This is a genomic window from Intrasporangium sp., from assembly GCF_032907665.1.
In the GTDB taxonomy this organism is placed as follows: Bacteria; Actinomycetota; Actinomycetes; order Actinomycetales; family Dermatophilaceae; genus Intrasporangium.
The window spans coordinates 1-12,257 of record NZ_JAJJPG010000054.1; the positions used below are offsets into that span (position 1 = coordinate 1).

A 12,257-nucleotide genomic window follows, 5' to 3' on the forward strand; every position below is an offset into this window, starting at 1 on the left:
GTCGCGCCACTGGTCGGCGAGCGTCGTCAGCGGCACGCGCACGAGGTGGCTGCCGTCTGCCGTGTGCAGCCGGGCGTAGTCGCCCTGGGCCTCGACGTAGAGGACCTCGGCGCGTGGGACGAGGCGGCTCACGCCGGCGAGCTCGACGAGGATGCTGTCGTCCTGGGGGGTGGGCGCCGTCTCACGGCCCTCGATCCGGCCGACGACGCGCCGCACCGCTTCGGCGAGCCGCTCGTCGCGCACGGGCTTGAGCACGTAGTCGACGACGTTGAGCTCGAAGGCGTCGACGGCATGTTGCTCGTGCGCGGTGACGAAGACGACGGGCGGCTTGGTCGTGAAGCGCGAAAGGACGCGAGCGAGGTCCAGGCCGGTCAGGCCCGGCATCTGGACGTCCATGAAGATCGCGTCGACGGGCCGCTCGTGGAGGATCCGGAGCGCCTCGGCCGCGGAGTCCGAGGCGATGACCTCGCCGATCCGGTCCTCCTGACCGAGCAGCCAGACCAGCTCGTCGAGGGCGGGGCGCTCGTCGTCGACGGCGAGCACCCGGAGGCGGTCGGGTGCCGCACCCGACGCGGTCTGGCTGGGACTGGTCACCGTGACTCCCCCGCGCATGCCTTCCGGTCAGCAGCCCTCGGGGTGGCGTGCGGTCGCGTCATACATGCACTCCCGGACGGAACTTGGGCAGGCGGACGATGACCTTCGTGCCGGCTCCCTCGGCTGTCTCGACGACGATGCCGTAGTCGTCGCCGAAGGCAGCGCGCAGTCGCTCGTCGACGTTGGCCAGGCCGACGGAGTCGGTCGCGCCGTCGCCGGCGAGGGCGCGACGCACCTTCTCGGGGTCCTCCCCCACCCCGTTGTCCTCGATCGTCACGAGGCACTCGTGGTCGGCGTCCTGCGCGAGGATCGTGATCTCCCCATCGCCGACCTTGCCCTCGAGGCCGTGCTGGACGGCGTTCTCGACGAGGGGCTGGAGGCAGAGGAAGGGGACGACGACGGGAAGCACCTCCGGCGCGACCCGGAGGGTGACGCGCAGACGGTCACCGAAGCGGGCCTTCTCGATGACGAGGTAGGCCTCGATCGAGCGCAGCTCCTCGGCGAGCGTCGTGAACTCGCCGTGCCGCCGGAAGGAGTACCGCGTGAACTCCGCGAGGTCGAGGAGGAGCTCGCGGGCCCGGTCGGGGTCGGTGCGGGTGAACGAGGCGATGGCCGTGAGGGAGTTGTAGATGAAGTGGGGGCTGATCTGGGCACGGAGGGCGCGGACCTCGGCCTCCATGAGCCGGGTTCGCGAGGCATCGAGCTCGGCGAGCTCGAGCTGGCCCGAGACCCAGCTGGCGACCTCGTTGGTGGCCCGGACCAGGCCCGCCGAGGCGAACCCGGTGAAGACCTGGAGGGTGCCGACGACCTTCTCCTCGACCTCGAGGGGGGCGACGATCGCCTGCCGCACGAGACAGGACGGCTCCCCGCACGCGATGTCGGCCCCGTCGACGACGACAGTGCGACCGTTGTCGAGAGTGCCGGCCGCGAGGACCGTCGGCTGCTTCGAGTGGTGGTTGTGGCTCCCGTCCCACGCGAGCAGGTCACTCGTGTCGGTCATCGCCACGGCCGGGGCGCCGAGCAGCGCGCGCAGGTACTTGAGGGATCGCTCGGCCGAGGTCGCGTTGAGGCCGGTCCGGAGCGGCGGGGAGGCGAGGGACGCCGTGTGCAGGGTGCGGAAGGTCGCCCGGTCGGCCTCGGTGCCGAGGTGACCGCGACGCAGCAGCGCGCCCCAGGAGTTCATGGGGTCACCCTAGGACACGCCCGCGTCAGGCGTCGTCGTCCTCGTCGGGCAGGTGCCAGAGCCCGGAACGTCGTTCGGTGTCGAGCTCCTCCTGGGTGGCCGCCCGGGCGGAGTAGCGGTCCTTCATCGCCTCGCGCTTCTCCTCGCGCGTGGGTCGGGACGCCTCCTCGAGGCGGAGGTCGGTGCCCCGCGCGCCGAGCAGCTCCGCCCCGGACTGGAGGGTGGGCTCCCAGTCGAAGACGACGGCATCGTCGGTGGACCCGATGACGACGGTGTCACCGGCGACTGCGCCGACCTTGTAGAGCTCCTCCTCGACGCCGAGCCGGGCGAGCCGGTCGGCGAGGTAGCCGACGGCCTCGTCGTTGCTGAAGTCGGTCTGCCGCACCCACCGGGTCGGCCGCTCGCCGGTGACGCGGAAGAAGGGCCCGTCCGGGCCGGTCTCCCGGGTGACGGTGAAGCCCTGGTCGTCGACCGACCGGGGCCGCAGCACGACGCGTGGGGGCACGACGGCCTCGACCTCGGCGCGGGCCGCCTCGACGTGGCGGGCCAACGCGTAGGTCAGCTCAGCGAGCCCGATGTGCGCGACCGCCGAGACGATGTGGACCTCGTAGCCGCGCTCCTCGAGGTCGGGCTTGACCATCTCGGCGAGCTCACGCGCCTCCGGGACGTCGGCCTTGTTGAGCACGATGACGCGGGTCCGCTCCGAGAGGGGCCGACCCCCGAGATCGGCATCGGGGACGTAGAGGGCCAGCTCGCGCTCGATGACCTCGAGGTCCGTGAGCGGGTCCCGACCCGGCTCGAGCGTGGCGCAGTCGATGACGTGAGCGAGCACGGAGCACCGCTCGACGTGCCGCAGGAACTCGAGGCCGAGCCCCTTGCCCTCGTGGGCGCCGGGGATGAGTCCGGGCACGTCGGCGACGGTGAACCGGCTCGAACCGGCCGTGACGACGCCGAGGTTGGGCACCAGCGTGGTGAAGGGGTAGTCGGCGATCTTCGGCCGGGCGGCCGACAGGACCGATACGAGGGACGACTTGCCGGCGCTCGGGAAGCCGATGAGGGCGACGTCGGCGAGCGTCTTGAGCTCGAGGACGACGTCGACCTCCTCCCCCGGCTCGCCGAGGAGCGCGAAACCCGGGGCCTTGCGGCGCGGCGAGGCGAGGGCCTTGTTGCCGAGGCCACCGCGCCCACCACGGGCGATGACGTGCTCGGTGCCCATGCCCACGAGGTCGACGATGATCCGACCGTCCGCATCCTTGACGACCGTTCCCTCGGGGACGGGCAGCACGAGGTCCGCGCCGTCGGCCCCGTTGCGCTCGTCGCCTCCGCCCGGCTTGCCGTTCTCGGCCTTGCGGTGCGGGTGGCGATGGTAGTCGAGCAGGGTCGTCGCCTGCGGGTCCACGCGGAGGATGACCGAGCCGCCGTGGCCGCCGTTGCCGCCGTCGGGACCCCCGAGCGGCTTGAACTTCTCCCGGCGCACCGAGGCCACCCCGTGCCCGCCGCTGCCGGCGGTCAGGTGCAGGACTGCCCGATCGACGAAGTTCACTGCCATGGGTGTCCACTCTTTCAGAAGAAGCCGGCCCGGCGGCATACCCACGTGGCCGTATGCCGCTGGGCCGGCTGACATGCGAAAGGGCGGGCCACGCGGGCCCGCCCTGTCGTGAGGCTTTGAGGCTCAGCCGGTGATCGGGTGATCACTCGGCAGCGGCGGCCTCGACGCTGTCGATGTTGACCGTCTTGCGGCCGCGCTTCGTGCCGAAGCGGACAGCCCCGGAGACGAGCGCGAAGAGCGTGTCGTCGCCACCACGGCCGACCCCGTCGCCCGGGTGGAAGTGCGTGCCGCGCTGCCGGACGAGGATCTCGCCGGCGTTGACCTGCTGACCGCCGAAGCGCTTGACGCCGAGTCGCTGGGCGTTCGAGTCGCGACCGTTGCGAGTCGAGGACGCACCCTTCTTGTGTGCCATCTCAGTTGCTCCTTGTGAGTCCGTGTAGCCGTCGACGCGCAGCGTCGGTCAGGCGTTGATTTCCGTGATCTTGACCTGGGTCAGCGGCTGACGGTGACCCTGACGCTTCTTGTAGCCGGTCTTGTTCTTGAACTTCATGATCGTGATCTTCGGGCCCTTGGCCGCCTTGACGACCTCGGCCTTCACGGAGGCCTTCGACAGCTTGTCGGCATCGGACGTCACCGTGGCGCCGTCGACGAGGAGGAGCGGCTTGAGCTCCACGGCCTCGCCGGGCTGACCCGTCACCTTGTCGATGAGCAGGACGTCGCCCACCGAGACCTTCTCCTGGCGACCGCCAGCGCGAACAATCGCGTACACAGTGAACTCACTCTCTTGACTCAGGACTGGGGCGCCGCTTTCGGCACCGGCCCGTCAACACGGGCCCGGTGGGCGCACCGAAGATCCAGATTACCGGCTCGGGGGGCTCCGAACCAAACCGACCTCAGGCCCCCGTCGATGACGTCCGGGGCGGACCGGCGGGTGCGACGACCCGGCCACGGCGACGGCGTCCACGCGGCGCCGCCGGCTGCTCGGGCTGCTCGGGCTGCTCGGCAGGAGCTCGGGCCTCCTCGACGAACGGGGTGGCGTCCGGCTCCCCGGCCGCCTCCCGGCTCGTGTCGGGCTGGCCCGTGTCCTGGATCGGCTCGGTCTGCCCTGCCGGGACATCCACGTTCGACTCGAGCTCGGCACCCTCGGTCCCGGTGGCCGAGGGCTCCCCGGCCGGGTGCTCGTCCTGGCCCTGCCAGGGCCCGGCGTCCTCGGGGAAGCTCTGCGGTGTCGCCCCCTCCGCCGTCTGCTCACCGTCGGACTCCACCCCCGAGGTCCCGGCAGCGCTCTTCAACGCCGCTGCATGCGCCGCGGCTGCGATCTGCGCCGCCGTCGGCCCGGACGGCTTGGTCGGCTCGGGCTGGGCCTGCGGCCCGTTGCCGCCGTTCGTGCCCCCGGCGGTGCCCCTGCGGCCACGCCGGCCCGCCCGGGTGCCGCCCTGGTCGGGCTCGGTGCTACCCGCGCCCTTGTCCACCGGATCGGAGTGGATGATGAACCCGCGGCCGTTGCAGTGCTCGCAGGTCTCGGAGAAGACCTCGATGAGACCCGACCCGACCCGCTTGCGCGTCATCTGGACCAGCCCGAGGGAGGTCACCTCGGCGACCTGATGCTTGGTGCGGTCACGGCCGAGGCACTCGAGCAGCCGCCGCACGACGAGGTCCCGGTTGCTCTCGAGGACCATGTCGATGAAGTCGATGACGATGATGCCGCCGATGTCGCGCAGCCGGAGCTGGCGGACGATCTCCTCGGCGGCCTCGAGGTTGTTCTTCGTGACGGTCTCCTCGAGGTTGCCGCCGGAGCCGACGAACTTGCCCGTGTTGACGTCGACGACGGTCATCGCCTCGGTGCGGTCGATGACGAGGGAGCCGCCGGAGGGCAGCCAGACCTTGCGGTCCATCGCCTTGGCGAGCTGCTCGTCGACCCGGTGGTGGACGAAGAGGTCTTCCTCGGAGGTCCACTTCGTGACCCGGTCCTCGAGGTCCGGTGCGACCGAGCTGATGTACGGGTGGATCTCGTTCCAGGCCTGCTCGCCGGAGACGACGAGCTGCTTGAAGTCCTCGTTGAAGACGTCGCGGATCACGCGGACGGTGAGGTCCGGCTCGCCGTGGAGGAGCATCGGCGCCGATCCGGTCGTGCTCGACCCGCTCCCGCCGTTCTTCTTCTTGCCCTTGGACTTGCCGGCCTTGGCCGTCGAGGCGGCCTCGGCCCGCGCCTGGATGTCCTCCCACGTCTTGCTGAGGCGCTCGACGTCGGCGCGCAGCTCCTCCTCGGTCGCACCCTCGGCCGCGGTGCGCACGATGACGCCAGCGGACTCGGGGACGACGTCGCGGAGGATCTTCTTGAGGCGGGCCCGCTCGGTGTCGGGCAGCTTGCGGCTGATCCCGGTCATCGACGAGTTCGGGACGTAGACGAGGTAGCGGCCCGGCAGCGAGATCTGGGAGGTCAGCCGGGCTCCCTTGTGCCCGATGGGGTCCTTGGTGACCTGGACGAGCACGGTCTGGCCGGATGTCAGGGCGTTCTCGATGCGCTTGGGCTGGTTGGTGTCGAGGCCGGCGACGTCCCAGTTGACCTCGCCCGCGTACAGGACGGCATTGCGCCCCTTGCCGATGTCGACGAACGCCGCCTCCATCGAGGGCAGCACGTTCTGGACCCGCCCGAGGTAGATGTTGCCGGCCATCGAGACGTGGGTGGCCTGGTCGATGTAGTGCTCGACGAGGACCCCGTCCTCGAGGACGCCCATCTGGGTGCGGCCCTCCTTGTTGCGCACGACCATGACCCGGTCCACCGCCTCGCGGCGGGCGAGGAACTCCGCCTCGGTGATGATCGTGCGGCGCCGACCGGCCTCCCGGCCCTCGCGCCGACGCTGTTTCTTGGCCTCGAGCCGCGTCGAGCCCTTGACGCCCAGCGGCTCGTCGCTCTGCGCCCGGGGCTGCCGGACGCGGGTGGAGACGTTGGGGGCCTCCTCGCCTGCGTCGCCGTCAGCTGCTCCGGCGCGGCGGCGACGACGACGGCGGCGGGTCGACACGCCTTCGTCGTCGCCGGCGCCCTCCTCGGCACCTGTCGTCTCGGGCTCCTCGGCCTTCGCGGCCTCGCTGGGCTGCGCCGTCGGCTCGCCCTCGCCGTCGGAGGACTCGGACTCCGACTCGTCCCCGTCGGCTCCGCCGCGTCCGCGCCGGCCCTTCCCGCCCCGGCGTCGCCGGGACCGGCGTGGGGTCGCGTCGTCGTCGCCCGGCTCGCCGCCTTCGGCCTCAGCAGCCTCGGCGCTCCCGGTGGTCTGGTCCTCCGGCGCGTCGGCCTCCGGCGCCACCTCCGTGTCGGGTGCCTGCGCCCGCCGGCGACGCCGGCTGGGGGTCGCGAGCGCGGCCTCGGGGTCGGGCGCCTGGAACAGGACGTCGAATGTCGGGATCGCTGGTGCGGCGGCGGCCCCTGCCCCACTGGCAGCGGCGTCGGCCTCGTCGGCGGCGGCCTCGTCCTCGGCCTCCTCGGCAGGGGCCTCGGTGAGGTCCTCGGCGAGGCCCCTCACACCAGGCTCGGACTGCTCGACCGGGGCCTGCGTGGCCGACGTCTCTTCCGGAGCTGCCTTCCGGGACCTGCGCCCGCGCCGCGTCGCGCGCCCACTCTCGCTCCCGGTCTCGGTCCCGGTCTCGGTCCCGGTCTCGGTCCCTGTCTCAGGCCCCGTCTCGGGCTCGGCGCCGGCCCCCGCCTCGGTGACCGCGACGGACTCGATGACGTCGAGGGTCTCGACGACGGCCTTCTTCGGTGCGCGCGTGCGGGGCGCGGCGGTCTTGCGCGCGGCCCGCTTGCGCGCGGGTGCGGGCGCGGCCTCCGCGGTCGCATCGGAGTCGGAAGCCGAGTCCGGGTCAGCGCCTGCGTCGGCGGCCGCGGCACTCTCGGGGGCCGGTGCGGCCTTCTTCGCCGTGCGCCGGGTCGCACGTTTCCGGGGAGCCGGCGCGGCGCCGTCTGCGGGGCCGTCCGGAAGGCCCTCAGCGGCATACGGCGTGGTGTCCTTGTCCCCGCGCGTGGTGCCTTCGTCTGTGGTGTCGGTGGGTGTGGTGTCGTTGGGTGCCATCAGGCAACCTCCCGTCGGGTGCGGGGTGACCCACACCCTTGGCCGGAGCCTTCACCACCGCACACACGCGTGCTGGTCGATTCGGTCGTCGCGCCACGAGTGACGGACGGAAGTCGTCTTGTTACACCTGAAAATGGTTCGCGCGGGGGCGCGGCCCCATGATCTGATGCCGTCGGCCTTCTTGTCGGCAGCCGGTTCGCTGATCGGACGGTGGTCAGGCCAGCGGGTCGGTCACCCTCGCGGTTGCGGTGTCGAGCGGTCCCTGGGCCAGTCGCGTCACCAGTGGCGGACGCGGTGGCGCCAGGTCGGCAGTCTCACGCAGCGCGGTCAGAATGTCGTCGGGGCGGACGGCGGGTGTGGTGTGCCGTACGACCATGCGCAGTATCGCACAGTCGGGCCGGATCCCGTCATTCGCCGCGGCCTCGCGAGCCGCATCCTGAGGCGACTGGACCTGCGCGGCGACCACCGCGCCACGGACGTCGAAGGTCCGCGGACCGGACTTCGTCATCCGGGTCACCTCGGCGGTCTCGAGCCCGAGCAGGTGATCGACGGCCCGGCGCAGCGTCTCGACCGGCACGCCCGCGAGCTCCACCCGCCAGTCGCTCGCCTCGAGGCGGTCGGCGAGCGCCCCCGGGCCCGCCTCGACCACCTGGACGATGTCGATCCCGTCGGGGAGCGCCTCGTCGAGGGCGGCCCGCACGGACTCCGGTTCCACCCGCTCCGTGACGTGCAGCTCGAAGTACTCCGCCTCGCTCGCCGTCCCCGTTGACGCGGCGTTCGCATAGCTGATCTTCGGGTGCGGGTGGAAGCCTGCCGAGAACGCCATCGGCACGTCAGCCCGGCGCAGGGCTCGCTCGAGCGCTCGCTGGAAGTCCCGGCTCGAGGTGAACCGGAGGCGGCCCCGCTTGGCATAGCGGACGCGCAGCCTCTGCACGGCCGGCTCGGGCGCCGGCCCCTCGGGGACACGCTGACGGGGTGGGGCCATGCGCGGCAGGGTAGCCGACCCCGTGCCGTATGCCGCTGGGCCGGCTGCGCGCTGCCTGGCCGGGCGCCCGAGCGGCGCGGTCAGTGCCCGCTGTCAGTGCCCCTCCTCCGCTCGGCGCTCGTCCGCCCGCCGCCGCCGCTCCTCCGCCTCGGCGTCGTCGAGCCGGGTGGCCTCGGCGAGGGTCGGCGCGGTTCCGCCCATCGACGCGGGAAGGAACTTCAGGTCCGCACCGGTGAGGGGCTCGTACGTCGCGCGCAGCACGTCGAGCATGTCCTGCATGACGGCCTTGTATCCCGCCGTGACCTGCTCCGGGTCGGCGTCTGCCGGGACCGGGATCGGCTCCCCGACGGAGACGGAGATCGGCGTGTTCGTGCGGCCGAGCCGCTTCGGGTGGCCCTTGGTCCACACTCGCTGGGAGCCCCAGATGACGACCGGGAGGATGGGAACACCGGCCTCGGCCGCCATGCGGGCGGCCCCCGTCTTGAACCCCTTGAGCTCGAAGGAGCGGCTGATCGTCGCCTCCGGGAAGACGCCGACGATCTCCCCGCCGCGCAGGGCCTCGACGGCGGCCCGGTAGGAGGCCGCGCCCGCGGTGCGGTCGACGGGGATGTGGTGCATGCCCCGCATGAGCGGTCCGCTGACCGGGTGTGTGAAGACGGACTCCTTGGCCATGAAGCGAACGAGCCGGCCGGACTTCAGCGCGGCGAGGCCGGCGTAGGTGAAGTCCATGTAGCCGATGTGGTTGATCGCCATGACCGCGCCCCCGGACCTGGGGACGTTGTCCTCCCCGAGCATCGTGAACCTCAGGCCCTGGAGCGCGAAGACGCCCCGGGCGAAGGTGATGACCGGTGTGTAGACAGGCTCCATGGGGACACTCTGCCCTGCCGGGAAACGGACCGTCATCCTCCACGGGCCCGGATCGCGCGTTTGCTCCGTGACCATCCCCACACCGCGGACGCCTCTGGGGCGAGCCCAGCGGCATACGGGCGCAGCGATGCACCGACATACACGGTCGAGGGCACGTGGATCCGCATGGAAGGATTGGGCGCATGACTGACACATCTGCACCGACGACCTCGCGGATCCCCGAGCGTCCCACGCTCGACGGACTCGAGGAGAAGTGGATGCAGGTATGGAGGGCCGAGCGGACCTACGCCTTCGACCGCGAGCGGGCCCTCTCCCTCCCCCGGGACCAGGTCTTCGCCATCGACACCCCGCCACCGACCGCGTCGGGCTCGCTCCACGTCGGCCACGTGTTCTCGTACACCCACACGGACTGCATGGCGCGGTACAAGCGGATGCAGGGGCTCGAGGTCTTCTACCCCATCGGCTGGGACGACAACGGTCTGCCGACGGAGAAGCGTGTGCAGAACTACTACGGCGTGCGCGGCGACGCGACCCTGCCCTACGACCCCGACTTCCAGCCGCCGTCCGAGGGCACCGCCAGGTCCGGCAAGGCCGCCGACGAGAAGCCGGTGAGCCGTCAGAACTTCATCGAGCTGTGCGACGTGCTCACGGTCAAGGACGAGGAGGCCTTCGAGTCGCTCTTCCGGCGCCTCGGCTTCTCCCTCGACTGGGACATCTCGTACCGCACCATCGACGACCGCTCCCGCGCGACGGCCCAGCAGGCGTTCCTGCGCAACCTCGCCCGCGGCGAGGCCTACCAGGCCGAGGCCCCCGGCCTCTGGGACGTCACCTTCCAGACCGCGGTCGCCCAGGCCGAGCTCGAGGCCCGCGACTACCCGGGCGCGTACCACCGGGTCGCCTTCCACGTCGCCGGTGCGCCGGGCAGCGTCGTCCACATCGAGACGACGCGCCCCGAGCTCATCCCCTCGGTCGTGGCGCTCGTCGCCCACCCCGACGACGAGCGCTACCAGCCGCTCTTCGGCACCACGGTGACCTCGCCCCTCTTCGGTGTCGAGGTCCCCGTGCTCGCCCACGAGGCCGCCGAGATGGACAAGGGCGCCGGGATCGCCATGTGCTGCACCTTCGGCGACCTCACCGACGTGATGTGGTGGCGGGAGCTGCGCCTGCCGACCCGCTCGGTCATCACCCGCAACGGTCGGCTCCAGGCCGAGACGCCGGAGTGGATCGCCGGCGGGCCCGGCGAGGCGCTCTATGCCGCCGAGCTCGCCACCAAGACGACCTTCAGCGCGCGCGAGGCCGTCGTCCGCGCCCTGCGCGAGTCCGGCGACCTCGACGGTGAGCCGCAGAAGACGAACCGCAAGGCCAACTTCTACGAACGCGGCGAGAAGCCCCTCGAGATCGTCACCTCCCGGCAGTGGTACATCCGCAACGGCGGCCGCGACGCCGACCTCAACGCCGCCCTCATCGAGCGGGGCCGGGAGATCGCCTTCCACCCGACGTTCATGCGATCGCGCTACGAGAACTGGGTCTCGGGACTCAACGGCGACTGGCTCATCAGCCGACAGCGCTTCTTCGGTGTGCCCATCCCGGTCTGGTACGCCGTCGACGAGCACGGAGAGGTCGACCACGACCGGGTCCTGGTGCCGAGCGAGAACGACCTCCCCATCGACCCGGCAGCCCAGGCCCCGCCCGGCTACACCGAGGACCAGCGCGGCAAGCCCGGTGGTTTCGTCGGCGACCCCGACATCATGGACACGTGGGCGACGTCGTCGCTGTCGCCGCAGATCGCCGCGGGGTGGCCGATCGGCGACGGCACCTCCCACGGCAGCGACGCCGACCTGTTCGGCAAGCTCTTCCCGATGGACATGCGGCCGCAGGCCCACGACATCATCCGGACCTGGCTCTTCGCGACGGTCGTGCGAGCCCACCACGAGCACGGGACCGTGCCGTGGACCAACGCCGCCATCAGCGGCTGGATCCTCGACCCGGACCGCAAGAAGATGAGCAAGTCGAAGGGCAACGTCGTCACGCCCGAGGACGTCGTCAAGGAGAACAGCGCCGACGCGGTGCGCTACTGGGCCGCCTCGGGGCGTCTGGGCACCGACGCCGCCTACGACACCGGCCAGATGAAGGTCGGCCGTCGCCTCGCGATCAAGGTGCTCAACGCCTCGAAGTTCGCCCTCGGCTTCGGCGAGGTCTCCGGAGACCGCTCGGCCGGGACAACGCCCGAGGCGTTGCGGGACGCCGTGACCAACCCGCTGGACCGGTCGATGCTCGCGACCCTCGCCGAGGTCGTCGACAAGGCGACGCACGGCTTCGAGTCGTGGGACTACACCCGCTCGCTCGAGGTGACCGAGTCCTTCTTCTGGACCTTCTGCGACGACTACCTCGAGCTCGTCAAGGACCGGGCCTACGGCGGCCGCGGCGAGGCCGAGGCGGCGAGCGCCCGAGCGGCCCTGCGGATCGCCCTCGACACGCTCCTGCGGCTCTTCGCCCCCTTCCTGCCGTATGCGACGGAGGAGGTGTGGTCGTGGTTCGAGTCGGGCTCGGTGCACCGCCAGTCCTGGCCGTCCCGGGACGAGCTCCCCGCTGGGGGCGACCCCGCCGTGCTCGCCTCCGTGAGCGAGGCCCTCGCCGGCGTCCGCAAGGTCAAGTCCGAGGCCAAGCTGGGAATGCGGGCGGAGGTGCGGACGATGACGCTCGTCGGCCCGGCAGTGCAGCTCGACCACGTGCGCCTCGCGGAGGGAGACCTCAGGGCCACCGGCCGGATCGGGGACCTCGCCTACGGTGACGGCGACGGGATCGAGGTCCGCGAGGCCGAGCTCATCCCCGTCGACAAGCGGCCATCGCACTCGGCCTGACGGCCGGCACCGAAGCACGCGGGCGTTCGGGGCCACTCGACCGGGCTGGCGCGCCACAGGGGCCACAGGGGCCACACGGGCCACGGCGTTCGGGGCCACTCGACTGGACCTCGTCGAGTGGCCTCGACTGGACCTCGTCGAGTGGCCTCGA

General features: G+C 71.7%; 9 protein-coding genes. 1 reads left to right on the plus strand and 8 read right to left on the minus strand.

Features of this window, described 5'->3' with window-relative positions:
• From LOY02_RS09835 to LOY02_RS09870, 8 genes are all read right to left on the minus strand, one after another.
• A partial coding sequence (locus LOY02_RS09835; protein WP_317182176.1) for a response regulator transcription factor occupies positions 1-594 on the minus strand: 594 nt, incomplete at its 3' end.
• 58 nt (positions 595-652) lie between these two features.
• Positions 653-1,777, minus strand: a complete 1,125-nt coding sequence (locus tag LOY02_RS09840; RefSeq protein WP_317182177.1) for a sensor histidine kinase — start codon at positions 1,775-1,777, stop codon at positions 653-655.
• Positions 1,778-1,802: 25 nt separating this feature from the next.
• The gene (gene obgE / locus LOY02_RS09845) at positions 1,803-3,326 is read right to left on the minus strand and encodes a GTPase ObgE (RefSeq protein ID WP_317182178.1); all 1,524 of its coding nucleotides are present in this window, start codon (positions 3,324-3,326) and stop codon (positions 1,803-1,805) included.
• 142 nt (positions 3,327-3,468) lie between these two features.
• Positions 3,469-3,738 (minus strand): 50S ribosomal protein L27, encoded by a 270-nt coding sequence (rpmA, locus tag LOY02_RS09850; protein ID WP_317182179.1) that lies wholly within the window; start codon positions 3,736-3,738, stop codon positions 3,469-3,471.
• A gap of 48 nt (positions 3,739-3,786) precedes the next feature.
• Positions 3,787-4,095: a 50S ribosomal protein L21 gene (gene rplU, locus LOY02_RS09855; RefSeq protein WP_317182180.1), complete on the minus strand. Its 309-nt coding sequence runs from the start codon at positions 4,093-4,095 to the stop codon at positions 3,787-3,789.
• 124 nt (positions 4,096-4,219) lie between these two features.
• The gene (locus LOY02_RS09860) at positions 4,220-7,393 is read right to left on the minus strand and encodes an Rne/Rng family ribonuclease (protein WP_317182181.1); all 3,174 of its coding nucleotides are present in this window, start codon (positions 7,391-7,393) and stop codon (positions 4,220-4,222) included.
• Positions 7,394-7,607: 214 nt separating this feature from the next.
• Positions 7,608-8,378 carry a TIGR03936 family radical SAM-associated protein gene (locus tag LOY02_RS09865; protein WP_317182182.1) on the minus strand — a complete coding sequence of 257 codons (771 nt, stop codon included), beginning with the start codon at positions 8,376-8,378 and terminating at the stop codon, positions 7,608-7,610.
• A gap of 93 nt (positions 8,379-8,471) precedes the next feature.
• Entirely contained in the window at positions 8,472-9,245 is a 774-nt protein-coding gene (locus LOY02_RS09870; RefSeq protein WP_317182183.1) for a lysophospholipid acyltransferase family protein, read from the minus strand.
• A gap of 182 nt (positions 9,246-9,427) precedes the next feature.
• On the opposite strand from LOY02_RS09870, the gene valS reads away from it, so the two are divergent.
• Positions 9,428-12,106 (plus strand): valine--tRNA ligase, encoded by a 2,679-nt coding sequence (gene valS / locus LOY02_RS09875; RefSeq protein WP_317182184.1) that lies wholly within the window; start codon positions 9,428-9,430, stop codon positions 12,104-12,106.
• Positions 12,107-12,257: the final 151 nt, after the last annotated feature.